This is a genomic window from Kitasatospora sp. NPDC001132 (genome assembly GCF_053598415.1).
The window spans coordinates 278,541-292,771 of sequence record NZ_JBSFKF010000004.1; the positions used below are offsets into that span (position 1 = coordinate 278,541).

The 14,231-nt window shown below is 73.0% G+C and carries 11 protein-coding genes and 1 tRNA gene; 5 read left to right on the forward strand and 7 right to left on the reverse strand.

The annotated features are described in order from the left end of the window. Nucleotides 1-131 precede the first annotated feature (131 nt). Both ACWDBE_RS08160 and ACWDBE_RS08165 read right to left on the reverse strand, forming a co-directional pair. Nucleotides 132-205, reverse strand: a tRNA-Met gene (locus ACWDBE_RS08160). A 64-nt stretch (nucleotides 206-269) separates the two neighbouring features. Then, nucleotides 270-3,218, reverse strand: a complete 2,949-nt coding sequence (locus ACWDBE_RS08165; RefSeq protein WP_449807556.1) for a UPF0182 family membrane protein — start codon at nucleotides 3,216-3,218, stop codon at nucleotides 270-272. Nucleotides 3,219-3,375: 157 nt separating this feature from the next. Between ACWDBE_RS08165 and ACWDBE_RS08170 the strand changes: the two genes are divergently transcribed. After that, the gene (locus ACWDBE_RS08170) at nucleotides 3,376-3,948 is read left to right on the forward strand and encodes a PPA1309 family protein (RefSeq protein ID WP_449790031.1); all 573 of its coding nucleotides are present in this window, start codon (nucleotides 3,376-3,378) and stop codon (nucleotides 3,946-3,948) included. A 111-nt stretch (nucleotides 3,949-4,059) separates the two neighbouring features. On the opposite strand, the gene ACWDBE_RS08175 is transcribed toward ACWDBE_RS08170, so the two are convergent. The 4 genes from ACWDBE_RS08175 to ACWDBE_RS08190 form a co-directional block, all read right to left on the reverse strand. After that, on the reverse strand, nucleotides 4,060-5,169 hold the full coding sequence (locus ACWDBE_RS08175) for a YlbL family protein (protein WP_449807526.1): 1,110 nt from the start codon (nucleotides 5,167-5,169) through the stop codon (nucleotides 4,060-4,062). 42 nt (nucleotides 5,170-5,211) lie between these two features. Then, nucleotides 5,212-5,403, reverse strand: coding sequence for a hypothetical protein (locus tag ACWDBE_RS08180; RefSeq protein ID WP_449790033.1), 192 nt, complete (start codon nucleotides 5,401-5,403; stop codon nucleotides 5,212-5,214). A gap of 301 nt (nucleotides 5,404-5,704) precedes the next feature. Beyond that, nucleotides 5,705-6,145: a molybdenum cofactor biosynthesis protein MoaE gene (locus ACWDBE_RS08185; RefSeq protein ID WP_392873376.1), complete on the reverse strand. Its 441-nt coding sequence runs from the start codon at nucleotides 6,143-6,145 to the stop codon at nucleotides 5,705-5,707. Between the two features lie 169 nt (nucleotides 6,146-6,314). Beyond that, nucleotides 6,315-7,463, reverse strand: coding sequence for an NAD-dependent epimerase/dehydratase family protein (locus tag ACWDBE_RS08190; protein WP_392873379.1), 1,149 nt, complete (start codon nucleotides 7,461-7,463; stop codon nucleotides 6,315-6,317). 199 nt (nucleotides 7,464-7,662) lie between these two features. Here ACWDBE_RS08190 and ACWDBE_RS08195 point away from each other — a divergent pair, with 199 nt between their 5' ends. Both ACWDBE_RS08195 and ACWDBE_RS08200 read left to right on the forward strand, forming a co-directional pair. After that, nucleotides 7,663-9,186, forward strand: coding sequence for a zinc-dependent metalloprotease (locus ACWDBE_RS08195; protein WP_449790034.1), 1,524 nt, complete (start codon nucleotides 7,663-7,665; stop codon nucleotides 9,184-9,186). After that, on the forward strand, nucleotides 9,183-9,770 hold the full coding sequence (locus ACWDBE_RS08200; RefSeq protein ID WP_392873385.1) for an NUDIX hydrolase: 588 nt from the start codon (nucleotides 9,183-9,185) through the stop codon (nucleotides 9,768-9,770). Before ACWDBE_RS08195 ends, ACWDBE_RS08200 begins: the two co-directional genes overlap by 4 nt. A 167-nt stretch (nucleotides 9,771-9,937) precedes the next feature. Here ACWDBE_RS08200 and ACWDBE_RS08205 read toward each other — a convergent pair whose 3' ends face one another. Further along, on the reverse strand, nucleotides 9,938-10,678 hold the full coding sequence (locus tag ACWDBE_RS08205) for a M48 metallopeptidase family protein (RefSeq protein ID WP_449790035.1): 741 nt from the start codon (nucleotides 10,676-10,678) through the stop codon (nucleotides 9,938-9,940). A gap of 255 nt (nucleotides 10,679-10,933) precedes the next feature. Between ACWDBE_RS08205 and ACWDBE_RS08210 the strand changes: the two genes are divergently transcribed. Both ACWDBE_RS08210 and ACWDBE_RS08215 read left to right on the forward strand, forming a co-directional pair. Continuing rightward, entirely contained in the window at nucleotides 10,934-12,022 is a 1,089-nt protein-coding gene (locus ACWDBE_RS08210; RefSeq protein ID WP_449807527.1) for a TOMM precursor leader peptide-binding protein, read from the forward strand. 614 nt (nucleotides 12,023-12,636) lie between these two features. Further along, entirely contained in the window at nucleotides 12,637-14,121 is a 1,485-nt protein-coding gene (locus tag ACWDBE_RS08215; protein WP_449790037.1) for an ABC1 kinase family protein, read from the forward strand. Nucleotides 14,122-14,231 lie beyond the last annotated feature (110 nt).

Here is a 14,231-nt window from a genome sequence, read left to right on the forward strand (position 1 = left end):
CACAAACCCCGCTGCCGTCGTCCTTGGCGACGGTCGATAGTACCGGAGCGGTTCCTGCCGCTTCCGGGGCGAGAACGGCACGGAAAACACCAGAGGCCCGGAGGAAGTATCCTCCGGGCCTCTGGCCTTTGTAGCGGGGACAGGATTTGAACCTGCGACCTCTGGGTTATGAGCCCAGCGAGCTACCGAGCTGCTCCACCCCGCGTCGGTGATTGAACCCTAGCACGGACGCGGGGTGGAACGGAAAACGGTTGCCGCAGCTCAGCGGCCTACGGCTGCGGAGCGGGCGATCCGGCGCCGGTGGCACCGGGGGCGGGAGCGCCACCCGGAGCCGGCGCGGCGCCGGCGCCGCGCGCCGCCTCGGCGGCCTTCAGGGCGTCGCCGAGCGCCTTCTGGGCGTTGCCGTACGCCACCCAGTCGCCGTTCTTGAACGCCGTCTGGCTGTCGCCGTACGCCTTCTCCGCGTCCGTGAGCGCCTTCTGGAGCTCCGGCGAGATCGTCCCGCCCGGCGCCGGCGTGGTCGGCGTGGTCGGCGCGGTCCCGGTACCGGGCGTGGACGGCACGGTCGGGGTGGTCGCCGGGGGCGCCCCGCCGAACACCTTCTTCAGCGCGGCCTCCAGGGTGTCCTCGAACGCCACGTTGTCGTCCCCGTACACCGCCAGGACCTTCTGCATCGTCGGGTACTTGGCACCGCGTCCGCGCACGTACACCGGCTCGATGTTGAGCAGCCCGCCGCCGACCGGCAGGGTCAGCAGGTTGCCGTACTCCAGCTCGGAGTCACCGCCGCTCTTCAGCAGCGTGATCTGCGAGGCCACCTCCTGGCGGGAGTTGAACTTCGACTGCACCAGGCCGGGACCGGGGGCGCCGCTCTCGCCCGTCATCTTCAGGATGCGGATCTTCCCGTAGTCGTCCCCCGGGTCCGCGTTGACGGCCATGAACGCCGCCAGGTTGGGCCGCTGGTTGGGCACGAAGGTACTGGTCAGCGAGAAGCTCGCGGCGTTGGTGTCCGGCATCCGCACCGTCACGTAGTACGGCGGCTGGACCTGCTTGGTGTCGCTGGTCGGGTCCACCGGGGTCTGCCAGATGTCACTGCCGTTGAAGAACGAGTTGGCGTCGGTGACGTGGTACTGGCCGAGCAGGTCGCGCTGCACCTTGAACATGTCCTGCGGGTAGCGCAGGTGCGGCACCAGCGTCTGCGGGATGTCCGCCTTCGGCTCGACGGTGCCGGGGAAGGCCTTCATCCAGGTCTTCAGCACCGGGTCCTTGTCGTCCCACTGGTAGAGCTTCACCTCGCCGGTGTAGGCGTCCACCGTGGCCTTGACCGAGTTGCGGATGTAGTTGACCTGGTTGGCGGCTGTCAGCAGCTCACCGCGCTGGTTGGTCAGCGAGTCCTTGGTGGCGGTGCCCAGCGTCGTCTTCGAGGAGAACGGGAAGCCGTCCGAGGTGGTGTAGCCGTCCAGGACCCACAGGATCCGGCCGTCCTGCACCACCGGGTACGGGTCGGCGTCGATCGACAGCCACGGCGCGACCTTCTCCACCCGCTCCTTCGGCGTCCGGTTGTAGATCACCTTGGCGCCGTCGGTGATCGCCCCCGCGTAGAGGATCTGCGGCTCCGCGAAGCGCACCGCGTAGGCGGCACGGGTCAGCGGGTTGTCCAGCGAGACCCCGCTGTCGCCCTGGTACGTGGTCTCCGCGTTCTGGCCCGTCTTGGTGTCGGTGTAGTCGATCTCCTTGTTGGAGCCGCCGACGATCGAGTACGTGGTGGTCTTCTCGCCGTAGTAGATCCGCTGCTGGTAGTCGCCCAGCGTGCCGGTGGCCGGCAGACCCGACTCGGTGAACACCGGCTGGCCCTTGTCGTCGACCTGGTTGCCCTTGGCCACCACCGCGCCGTAGCCGTGGGTGTACTTGAAGTGGTCGTTGATCCAGTTGCGCTGCACGCCGTTGAGGTCCAGCTCACGCAGGCCGATCACACTGTCCTGCTTGTCCTGCCCGCTGCCGTACCGGTCCACGTCCAGCGTGTTCGGGAAGGCGTAGTAGTTGCGCTGCTGCTCCAGCGACTGGAACGCCGGCGAGACGACGTTCGGGTCCAGCAGCCGGATGTCCGAGATGGTCCGGGCGTCCGGCTTGAGCGCGTCCGCGGTGGTCGTGCCCTGCGGCGTGTACGGAATGGTCTGCGCGTCCGCGATCCCGTACGCCTGACGCGTCGCGTCGATGTTCTTCTGGATGTACGGCGTCTCCTTGGCCTGCTCGTTCGGCTTGACCTGGAACTGCTGCACGATCGCCGGGTACAGCCCGCCGATCAGCACCGCCGACAGCACCATCAGCCCCAGGCCGATCAGGGCCGGGGCCCAGGTGCGGCGGATCGGCGTCAGGAAGAACAGCACCGCGCAGATGATCGCGACGAAGAACAGGATGGTCTTGGCCGGCAGGAACGCGTTGGCGTCGACGTACCGCAGGCCGGTCCACCCCGAGACGCCCTTGTACGAGCCGGTCTTCACCGCCAGCGCGTACCGGTCCAGCCAGTACGCGACCGCCTTCAGCAGCACGAACACGCCCAGCAGCACCGCCAGGTGCCCCTGCGCCCCCACACTCGCCCGGCGGCCCGGACCCTGCAGCCGCAGCCCGCCGTACAGGTAGTGCACCATCGCCGACGTCAGCAGCGAGACGATCACCGCGCTGAACGCGAAGCCCAGCACGAACTCGTAGAACGGCAGGTCGAACGCGTAGAACGAGACGTCCATGCCGAACTGGGCGTCCTTCTCACCGAAGGAGGTCGCGTTCGTCCACATCAGCCAGGTCCGCCACTGCCCCGAGGCCGCGGCACCGGCCACCAGGCCGATCACCAGCGAGACGCCGATCAGCGCCCAGCGCTTGAACGGCGCCAGGCCGGACCGGTAGCGGTCCAGGCTCTGCTGCTCCACCGACATCGCCGACAGCGGCGGCCGCAACCGGTGCGCCAGCCAGATGTTGAAGCCGACGATCACCGCCATCAACAGGCCGAAGACCCCGAACAGCCCGACCTTCGTCCACAGCTGGGTGGTGAACACCGAGGAGAAGCGGACCGACCTGAACCACAGCCAGTCCGTCCAGAAGCCCGCGAACATGACGAACAACAGGAAGAGCACCGCGAGCACGCCCAGGGTCAGCAGGGCCACCCGCGCCCGCCGGGAGGGCGGGCCTACCCTTCGCCGGAAACCCGGCCCTGAGCGTTCGGGCATCTGGAAGACCACGGTGGCACCTCGGCTGTGTCGTCTGAATGGGGTCGGTCGTCAGAGAAACTTAACCAGGCTTTGGCCGAGTTCCCACCGTTAGCAGACGGTTACGACAGCCACCCGCCCGGCGGGCGCGCCCCGCCCGGCGTGTGAGGATTGAGGCATGTCCGACGCGTCTGATCTGAACAACTCCCCCGACGACGTCTCCAAGCTCCCCGCCGCCACCCCGCTGACCCGGGCCGCGCTGGAGATCGACGAGTACGCCGCCACCCTCGGCTGGGACCTCCCGGCCCGACTCTTCGCCCTGGTGGACAGCGCCGCCCTGCGCAAGGCCAACCCGAAGATCGCCAAGCAGCTCGGCCTCGCCGAGGGCGACGAGGCCGGCCTCACCCCGATCGAGCAGGACGAGCTGCCCGCCGGCATGGAGCTCGACAAGTTCCTCGGCACCATCGCCTGGCCCGACTCCGTGGCCGGCTGCGCCCTGGTCGTCGAGCGCCTGATGCTGCCCCCGGGCGCCGAGCAGTCCCGCCCGCGGGGCGCCAGCGACGCCCAGCTCGCCGAGTGGGTGGCCAACCACCCCAACCGCGAGGAGGTGCGGATCACCGCCGCGGTGCTCCGCGACGGCAAGAAGGAGATCGCCCTGCGGCTGCGCTCCAAGGACGTCGCCCGCGAGGTGCTGACCGGCCCCGACCTGGTGCCCGGCCTGACCGACGCGCTGCTGGCGACCTTCGCCTGACGCCTTCCCGGCGGCGGCCTCCCGGGGCCGCCGGCGGCTACTTGGCCGGCCGTTCCGTGGCCCGGAGGCTACTTGGCCAGCCGTTCCGTGGCCCGGCGGTCGCCCCGGCGGCTACTTGGCGGTGCAGGACGGCAGCGCGGAGGTCTGTCCGGAGCGGACCTGCTCCAGCGACTTCAGCGCGCCGTCCAGCGTGTCCGCCTTGATCAGGGTCAGCCCGGACGGGACGTTCTTGCTCGCCTCGGCGCAGTTCGAGGACGGGGTGAAGAAGTACTGGGCCCCGGCGTCCCGGGCGGCGATCAGCTTCATCGAGATGCCGCCGATCGGGCCGACCTTGCCGTCGTCGTCGATGGTGCCGGTGCCGGCCACGAACTTGCCGCCGGTGAGGTCGCCGCCCGGGGTGAGCTTGTCGATGATGCCGAGCGAGAACATCAGGCCCGCGCTCGGGCCGCCGACGTCCTGCAGGCCGATGTCGATCTGGAACGGGTAGGTGTGCCGGATCCCGGTGCCGATGCCCACCACCGCGAGCTCCGCCCGCTCGGCCGGGGCCTGCGGGTCGAGGTCCTTGGCCCGTGCGGTCGGCACCGTGACGTCGGTCTTCCCGCCCGCGGCGGCGGCGCCGTTGCCGTCCTTGACCCGCGGCACGACGGTGAAGACCGCCGACTCGCCCGGCTTGTGCTTGGTGACGGCCGCGACCACCTGCTCGACCGAGCCGACCGGGGTGCCGTCCACGGCCACGATCTGGTCACCCGCGTGCAGCCGCCCCTCGGCCGGGGCGCCCGCGGTGACCGACTTCACGATCAGCTCGCTGCCGACCGGGATGCCCAGCTGCTTGAGCGCCGCGGTCCGGGCGCTGTCCTCGGAGGAGGCGAACTCCTCGGCGTTCTGCTTCTTGGCCTCCGCGTCCGACTGCCCCTTGGGGTAGACGTTGTCGTGCGGCACCATCAGCACGTCGTCCCGCAGCCAGCCGACCACCGCGTTGACCAGGCTGGGCTCGTACTTGGCCCCGGTGACCTGCACCGTGGTCATGTTGAGGTTGCCCGTCGTCGGGTACGAGTCGTGCCCGCTGATGCTGATCACCGGCTTGCCGCCCTGGTTGCCGAGCGTGTTGTACGTCGGCCCCGGGCTCATCTCCGTGTACGGAACCTTCATCAGCACCGAGACGCAGAGCAGCGCTATGAGCAGCAGGGTGGCAGCGAGCATCGTCGCGGAGCGGCGTGGCATGCCTCGACAGTACGGGACGGGCGTGAACAGGCGCCCGCCGGGCTACCTGCCGGAGCCCTCCCTCGGGGCCGCGGTGCCCGCGGTGGTGCGCTCCATGGCGGCCATGAAGCGCTGGTGTTCGGCGAGTGAGGCCGGGTCCCCGGCGGCCCGCGGTTCCCTCTGGGCCCACAGTGCCCAGAGGCCGGCGGCGACGCCGGCGACACCCGGAATGATCAGCCAGGCGAGCGCACTCATACCAGTACTCCCAGCTCGTCGTGTCTATGAGCAGATTAACCACTCCGGCGGACAACGCGGCCGGCGCCGTCCGGGTTACGGGACGGCCGATCGGCTCACTTCCGGGGAGTATTCGGAGCGCCGTCACGAGCCCGTTGGAGTGACATCCCGGCGCGCCTCACCCGTCGGACGCGCGAGGTGTGCCGGTCGGTTCCGCGGAGCGTGCAGGCCGGTTCCGCGGGGTGCGCAGACCGGTTCCGCGAGGTATGCCGGTCGGTTCCGCGAGGTATGCCGGTCGGTTCCGTCGGCCCCGGAGCCGTCCTCAGCAGCCGCCCGCGCCGACCCACTCCTCCTCGCCGTCGGAGAAGACCTGGTGCTTCCAGATCGGCACCTCGTGCTTGAGGTCGTCGATCAGTCGGCGGGCGGCGGCGAAGGCCTCGCCGCGGTGGGCGCAGGAGACGGCGACGATCACGGCCTTGTCGGTGATCTCCAGCCGGCCCACCCGGTGGACCGCGGCGAGCGCCCGGACCGGGAAGTCCGCGGCCACCTTCTCGGCGATCCGGCGCATCTCCCGCTCGGCGGTGGGGTGGCAGCTGTACTCCAGTGCGGAGACCGACTTGCCGCCGTCGTGGTCCCGGACCGTCCCGACGAAGACGGTGGTGCCGCCCGCCGCGTCGTCACCGACCGCCTCGTACACCTCGTCCAGCGAGAGCGGGGTGTCGCGGATGGCGAGCAGGCGGATGGGGTCGTGGTTCTCGGACATGGCCCCATGATTCCCCATCCGGCACGGGACGGGGCAAGCCACCCTTCCGCATCACGAGGCGGGGATTTCGCATCGCGAGAAGCCCCCGTCCGGCGCCGCCCGCAGACCCGACCCGCCCCGTCGGCACCGCCCGGTCGGAACCGCCGCCCGCGGACCCGTCACCGGCCGGTCAGAACCGCCGCCGCCTGCGGGCCCGGCGCACCAGCGCCGCCGTACCGACCAGCGCCACCGTCGCCCCGGCCGCCCCCAGGCTGGTCGCCGCCTCCTTGCCGCCCAGCCGGCGCCCCGCCACCGCGTGCTTGCCGGACACCTGCTCCAGCAGTTCGGCCAGCACCTGCTCGTTGGTGTGCGCCGGGCGCCAGCCCGCCTCGTGCAGCCGACTGCCGGACACCACCCACGGGTACATCGTGTACGCCAGGTCCCCGGCCGGGGCCGGGGTCAGGCCCAGCCGGTGCAGCCGCGCCGCCGTACCGAGCGCCAGCGAGGCCGGCAGCTCCATCCGCCGGATCCCGGACAGCCGCTCCACGTCCTCCTGCTCCAGCCAGCCGTCACAGCCGACCGTCACCTCGCCCTCGACCAGGCCCAGCACCGCGTACTCCAGCGCCGCCGCCAGGTCGTCCACGTGACAGAACTGCCAGCACGGCCGGGACCCGGCCACCACCAGCAGCCGGGGCGCCTCGAAGTGCCGGGTCAGCACGGTGTCCACGCCGGGGCCCACCACCACGGCCGGGCGCAGCACCGTCACCTGGAGGCCCGGGTGGGCGCGCGGCGCCCGGCGGGCCAGCCGCTCGATCTCCAGCAGGTCCCCGACCAGCGAGGCCTCCTCGGTCGCCCGCAGCTCGGAATCCTCCGCCAGCGGCACCTCGTTGTCGGCCAGCGCACCGTAGACCATCGCCGAGGTGCACAGCACCACCCGGTGCACGCCGGCGGCCGCGGCCGCGGTCAGCACCGTCTGCGCTCCGCGCACGTTGTAGGCGCTGCGGGCCCGGGCGTCGGACTCCATGCCGAAGTCCATCGCCAGGTGCACCACCACGTCGACCCCGGCCAGCCGTTCGGCCACCGCCGGGTCCCGCACGTCGAGCACCCGCCACTGCACGCCCGGCACGTCGCCCCGACGGTCGTCCACCGCGAGGACCTTCCGCACGTGCGGAGAGGCCACCAGCCGGGCGGCGACCCGCTCGCCCAGCACCCCCGCGGCACCCGTGACCGCCACGGTCAACAGCCGACCGCCGTAGGCTGGGGGCGGCGACGCCGTGGTGTCCGACGCGTCCTCTCCTCCGGTCAGCCCAGAGCGAACGTCCGAGGGCGGGGAACTCACCGGCCATCCTCCACGGTTAGCTTTATGTGCGTACGGACGTGTGTCACGTACGTCCATCCTGCCCGAGGCGAAGGCCCGGCGGTGCACCCGGCGCGGGCCTGCCGCGCGGGAGCCGCCCCCGAGTCCCCCACTCCGCCGCCGCCCCGGGCGCAGACTTTTCCGCCACACCCGCATGACGGCCGACCGGATCGAGGACCCCGTGAGCGACCTTCCCTTCGGATTCGGCGTTCCGCCCGAGGAGCCCGAGGACGGCAAGGCCAAGCCCGACGACGCGCAGAAGAAGAAGGACCAGGAGCAGTCCGGCAGCGGCCCGCAGCCGTTCGGCTTCGGTGGCGGCAACCCCTTCGGCGCGATGTTCGGCCTGCCCGGCACCCCGGGCGGCCCCGGCGGCGCCGGAGCCGACAACCCCTTCGCCGCGATGTTCGGCGGCATGAACCCGGGCGACCTCGGCGCCGCCTTCCAGCAGCTCGGCCAGATGCTCTCGTTCGAGGGCGGCCCGGTGAACTGGGACCTCGCCAAGAACATCGCCCGCCAGACCGTGGTCGCCGAGCCCGCCGAGGGCAAGAGCAAGGACCGCTCGGTCAGCGACGCCGAACGCTCCGCCGTCGCCGAGGCCATCCGCCTGGCCGACCTGTGGCTCGACGGCTCCACCGAGTTCCCCTCCGGCGCCGGCACCGCCGTCGCCTGGAGCCGCGCCGAGTGGATCGAGGCCACCCTCCCGGTCTGGAAGGACCTGGTGGATCCGGTCGCCGAGCGCGTCGGCAACGCCATGGGCGGCGTCCTGCCCGAGGAGATGCAGGCCATGGCCGGCCCCCTGATGGGCGTGATGCGCTCGATGGGCGGCGCCATGTTCGGCACCCAGATCGGCCAGGCGCTCGGCGCGCTCGCCGGCGAGGTGGTCGGCTCCGCCGACGTCGGCCTGCCGCTCGCCCCGGCCGGCAAGGCCGCGCTGCTGCCCCAGAACGTCGCCGAGTTCGGCGAGGGCCTGAACGTGCCCGCCGACGAGGTCCGGCTCTACCTCGCCCTGCGCGAGGCCGCCCACCAGCGGCTCTTCGCCCACGTGCCGTGGCTGCGCGCCCACCTGCTGGGCGCCGTCGAGGCCTACGCCCGCGGCATCAAGGTGGACACCTCCCGGATGGAGGAACTGGTCGGCCAGCTCGACCCGAGCAACCCGGAAGCGCTCCAGGAGGCCCTGGCCGGCGGCCTGCTCCAGCCCGAGGACACCCCCGAGCAGAAGGCCGCGCTCGCCCGCCTGGAGACCGCGCTCGCGCTCGTCGAGGGCTGGGTCGACGCCGTCGTGCACGCCGCCGCCGAACCGCACCTGCCGCAGTCCGGCGCGCTGCGCGAGACCGTCCGCCGCCGCCGCGCCGCCGGCGGGCCCGCCGAGCAGACCTTCGCCACCCTGGTCGGCCTGGAGCTGCGCCCGCGCCGGCTGCGCGACGCCTCCCGGCTCTGGGCGCTGCTCGCCGACGCCCGCGGCGTCGAGGGCCGCGACGCGCTCTGGGAGCACCCGGACATGCTGCCCACCGCCGCCGACCTGGACGACCCGGACGCCTTCGTGCACCGGGACTCCGCCGACGACCTGGAGGGCGGCATCGACTTCGACGCGCTCCACAGGCTGCTCGGTGAGGCCGCGGCCGGCAAGCCCGACCTCACCAAGAAGGACGAGCAGCCGAAGACCGACGAGGACGGCACCGACGGAAAGGGCGAGCCCACCGCATGACGGACACCGAGACGCCCGCCGCCACCCTGCACGCGGACGCCGTCCGCACGCTGACCGGGTGGCGGCCCGCCGACCAGGACCAGGAGCGGCTGCGGCTCGACTACCTGGAGCACCTCGCGGCGCGGCCCGACGGCCTGTACCGCTCCTGCCTGCCCGCGCACATCACCGCGAGCGCGGCGGTCGTCGACCCGGCCGCCGGGCGGGTGCTGCTCACGCTGCACCCCAAGGTCGGCATGTGGCTCCAGATGGGCGGGCACTGCGAGCCCGGCGACCGCGACCTCGCCTCGGCCGCGCTGCGCGAGGCCGTCGAGGAGTCCGGCATCCCCGACCTGGTGCTGCTGGAGAGCGACGGCGCCCCGGTGCCGGCGAAGCTGGACCGGCACCTGGTGCGCTGCACCGGCAAGGACCGACCGGAGAACACCCACCTGGACGTCCAGTACATCGCGCTGGCCCCGGCCGGCGCTCAGGCGCTGATCAGCGAGGAATCGCTGGACCTGCGCTGGTTCGACTACGACCGGCTGCCGGAGCTCACCGACCACTCGGTGCGCGACCTGGTCGCCCGGGCACGGCAGCTGACCGGCTGAGGCGTGACACCCGAAGGGGGCGCGGAGCCTATTGGCCCGCGCCCCCTTCCATCGCTCCTCCGGTCGGACCCGACGGGGCCCACGGCTCCTGCCGCACCGCCCCGTCCCAGCCTGGCCCGGCCCGACCCACGCCGTCCCGACCTGGCCCGCCCCGCCCCCGCTCGCCCTCAGCCGCAGGAGGACGCCGCCGGATCCGGCCCGGTCGGGTTCGGGGCCGCGTGCCGAGCACCCGGGATGTGCGGCAGCCGGGCGGCGGAGACCACACCCTCCAGATAGCCGCGGGCCCGCTCGGTCCGCGGATAGGACTCCAACAGGGCCCAGAACGCCGGGCCGTGGTCCGGCACCAGCAGGTGCGCCAGCTCGTGCAGCAGCACGTAGTCCAGCACGTACTCCGGCATGCCCTGGAGACGGTGCGAAAGGCGGATCGTCCCCTCACTCGGGGTGCAGGAACCCCAGCGGGAATTCTGGTTGGTGACCCAGCGGACCTGGCTGGGGCGGGCCCGATCACCCAGGTAGGAGGCCGACAGCTCACGGGCCCTGGCCATCAGGCCCTCGTCCCCGGGAATCCGCCGGGACTCCTGGGCGGCGAGCTTCTCCAGCATCTGCGCGACCCAGCGCTGCTCCTCGGCGTGCGACATCCGGGCCGGGATCAGCACGACGGTGCGGTCGCCCTCGCGGTAGGCGGAGACGGTACGGCTGCGGCGGGCGCTGCGGCGCACCTCGACCCGGCTGCGGTCCTGCGCCTCGGGGGCCGCGGCGCCGGCGGGCGGCGGCTGCGACGGGCCCGGCCTCGGCTGCTGCCGCTGGTCCGGGCGTCCGCGCGTGTTCGGCCCCGCGACCTGCGACCCGGACGCTGCACGGGCACGCCGACGCGACGCCGGTGGATGGGAGTCCCGCTCGGCTGCCATGGCACACGACGTTACCCGGTACCCCTGACAGAAGTCCGCTGCCCTGGCCGGAATCTTTCATGGAGCGATCGCGAACGAAAAGTCGACGGCGGGTGTCCGGAAACCGACCCCGGGGCGGATGCCACGTTATCCACAGGGCATGCGAACGGATGGCCCGATCATACGCGCGGACCTGTGGATAACCTTCCGCACGACATCCACGCGATGGGGCAAGCTGCGGTCAGCCGTCCGGAAACGATCGATTGGGAGACCGCCGTGCGCCTCGCCCTCAAACCCGCGCTGTCCCGCAGCTGGCGGGACTCGGAGACCCTGCAGTTCGGCACCGTCACCCGGTTCGCCGGGGTGCTCGGCAACGCCGACAAGACCCTCTGCGACTTCCTCGCGCTGCTCGACGGGACGCGCGACCGACCGGAGCTCCTGAACGAGGGCGAACGCATCGGGCTCGGCCGCGAACCGGCCGACGCCCTGCTCGTCGACCTGGAGGAGACCGGTCTGCTCGACGACGCGGAGGCGGGCGACCGCGCACTGGCCCGTTTCCCCCAGCAGCAGCGGGATCTGCTCGGGCCTGACCTCGCCTCGCTCTCCCTGGTCCACTCCGGCCCGGGCGCCGCACCGGCGGTCCTGGGCCGCCGGGCCGACGCACGGATCGAGGTGCGCGGCGCGGGCCGGGTCGGCGCCGCTGTGGCGGCGGTGCTCGCCGCGGGCGGCACGGGCACGGTCACCGTCGCGGACGGCGGCCGGGTCAAGCCCGGCGACTGCTCCCCCGCCGGGCTGCCGCCCGGGGACGTCGGACGGCTGCGCGCGACGGCGGCCCGGGAGGCGGTGCAGCGCGCCGCGGGCCGGGCCCCGGTGCCGGTGCCCCGGCGGCGGCCCGGGGACCCGCCCCCGGACTTCGTGGTCCTCGCGCCCCGGGACGGCAGCGCCGCCTTCGCGGGCGGGACGTACGAGGCCCGACTGCTGCTGCGGGCCGGGGTGCCGCACCTCTACGTGGGCGTGGTCGAGGAGTTCGGCGTCATCGGGCCGCTGGTGATCCCCGGGATGTCGGCCTGCGGGCACTGCCTGGTGCTGCGGCGGGAGGACGAGGACGCGGCCTGGCCGCGGGTGCTGGCCCAGCTGGCCGACGAAGGCCCCGGCCGAGCCCGGACACCGGCCTGCGACACGGCACTGGCGACGGCGGTCGCCGGACTGGCTGCACTGCACATCCAGGTGTTCCTGGACGGCGGCCGACCGCCGAGCGTGGACGGCTGGTGCGAGGTGTCGGCCCGGGACGGCATGCCACGGCGCCTGCGGCTTCGCGGACACCCGGACTGCGGTTGCCTGTGGCAGCCGCTGCCGCCGGGGTGAGGAACGGAGGAGGGTGAGGCACGGAGGAGGAGCAGAAGGAGGAAATCGAGTCTGACGGGAGCAGGCCCGGCGGCTGCACGGCTCGGCAGCCCCCGGCCTCCCCACGGCACCATGGGCACCCACCGGCCGTACGAGCCGACGGCCAGGTGAGCCCGCGGTACCGACGAACCCCCTCGCCGGGGTCGACGCCCCCCAGGGGCGGGCACGAGGCCTTCCGCGGCCCGCGCCCTGCCCGGGGCAGGGCGCGGGCGGGGAGCCACCGCACGTGACACAAGGCGGGCGGGTGGTGGGCGCAGGGCAGTGGGTGGTGGGTGATGGGCGGTGGGTGGTTGGCGGGCGGGCGGCGAGGGTGGGTGGGAGGGGGGAGGGGGGAGGGGGCCCGGGGAAAGGCGACATCACACCCCTGTGCAGGAAGTCGGCCGAGCCGACTTCCTGCACAGAACTACCACCCCCTCCCCCGCCCCACCACCCCAAGCCGCCCAACTCCCCACAAAGGGAAGCCACTCCCCGCCCCGCCCCGCGGAATTCCGCGGGGCGGGCGACAGGGAGCGGGCACAATGGCGTAGAGATGGTCGGCCGCCCGGAACCGGGCGGCCAGGGATTGGAGGCCCGGGGTGAGCGATCTTCCGCGCAAGGCAGTGACCCGCACGGCACGGCTCGCCGCCCTGCCGCTGGGGATAGCCGGTCGCGCCACGCTCGGCCTGGGCAAGCGGATCGGCGGCCGCTCCGCCGAGGTGGTCACCGCCGAGCTCCAACAGGCCACCGCCGACCAGCTGTTCAAGGTCCTCGGCGAACTCAAGGGCGGGGCGATGAAGTTCGGGCAGGTGCTGTCCGTCTTCGAGGCCGCGCTGCCCGAGGAGGTCGCCGGGCCGTACCGGGCGGCGCTCACCAAGCTCCAAGACGCCGCTCCCCCGATGCCCGCCGCCAAGGTGCACACCGCGCTCGCCCAGCGGCTCGGCGAGGACTGGCGCGAGCTGTTCCGGGAGTTCGACGACCGCCCCGCGGCAGCCGCCTCGATCGGCCAGGTGCACAAGGCGGTCTGGCACGACGGCCGTACGGTCGCCGTCAAGGTGCAGTACCCGGGCGCGGGCGACGCGCTGCTCGCGGACCTCTCGCAGCTGAGCCGGGTGGCCTGGCTGCTGGGCCCGCTGATCCCCGGGCTGGACGTCAAGCCGCTGATCACCGAGCTGCGCGAGCGCGTCTCGGAGGAGCTGGACTACGAGCTGGAGGCGCAGGCCCAGCACCGGCACGCCGAGGAGTTCGCGGACGACCCGGACATCGTGGTGCCGGGCGTGGTGGCCCAGGCCGACCAGGTGCTGGTCACCGAGTGGATGGGCGGCACCCCACTGGCCGAGGTGATCGCGGGCGGCACCCAGGAGGAGCGCGACCGCGCCGGGCAGCTGCTGGCCCGGTTCCTGTTCGCGGGCCCGTCCCGGACCGGGCTGCTGCACGCGGACCCGCACCCGGGCAACTTCCGGCTGCTGAAGGACGACGGCCCGGCGTCGGGCTGGCGGCTGGGCGTGCTGGACTTCGGCACCGTGGACCGGCTGCCCGGCGGGCTGCCCGCGCCGATCGGGGCCTCGCTGCGGATGGCGCTGGCCGGGGACGCGGCGGGCGTGCTCCGGATGCTGCGCGAGGAGGGCTTCGTGAAGCCCTCGATCCGGCTGGACCCGGACGCGGTGCTCGACTACCTGCTGCCGATCATCGAGCCGGCCGCGGTGGAGAACTTCCACTTCACCCGGACCTGGATGCGCGCCCAGGCGGCCCGGATCGCTGATCCGCGCTCGCCCGCCTACAACCTGGGCAAGCAGCTGAACCTGCCCCCGGCGTACCTGCTGATCCACCGGGTGACGCTGAGCACCATCGGGGTGCTCTGCCAGCTGGGCGCCAAGGCTCCGTTCCGCGCGGAGATGCTGGAGTGGCTGCCCGAGTTCGCCCACCAGCGGTCGGCGGGCCCCGCGGGGCCCGGGAACTCCGCGACGCCCGGGAGCCGCGAAAAGCCCGGGAGCCACACCAAGCCCGGCAAGCTCACCGGCCCCGCGCGGCAGGCCCGTCCGGCCCACGAGGACGCCGAGCGGGGCCGGGTCCGCAAGGACTGACCCGGCACCGCGACAACGGCCGCAGGCCGCTCCCCTACGACGGGGAGCGGCCTGCGGCACGACGGGGGTGGACCGGAGAGTCCGGGAGGGCCTGCGGCGGACGGGCCCTC

Bases quoted from the DNA above. Each gene is read 5' to 3' on its own strand.
- ACWDBE_RS08175 (WP_449807526.1), bottom strand. From the start codon at position 5,169: ATGCCACGCCGCTCCGCGACGATGCTCGCTGCCACCCTGCTGCTCATA.
- ACWDBE_RS08205 (WP_449790035.1), bottom strand. From the start codon at position 10,678: ATGGCAGCCGAGCGGGACTCCCATCCACCGGCGTCGCGTCGGCGTGCC.
- ACWDBE_RS08180 (WP_449790033.1), bottom strand. From the start codon at position 5,403: ATGAGTGCGCTCGCCTGGCTGATCATTCCGGGTGTCGCCGGCGTCGCC.
- ACWDBE_RS08185 (WP_392873376.1), bottom strand. From the start codon at position 6,145: ATGTCCGAGAACCACGACCCCATCCGCCTGCTCGCCATCCGCGACACC.
- ACWDBE_RS08200 (WP_392873385.1), top strand. From the start codon at position 9,183: ATGACGGACACCGAGACGCCCGCCGCCACCCTGCACGCGGACGCCGTC.
- ACWDBE_RS08170 (WP_449790031.1), top strand. From the start codon at position 3,376: ATGTCCGACGCGTCTGATCTGAACAACTCCCCCGACGACGTCTCCAAG.
- ACWDBE_RS08165 (WP_449807556.1), bottom strand. From the start codon at position 3,218: ATGCCCGAACGCTCAGGGCCGGGTTTCCGGCGAAGGGTAGGCCCGCCC.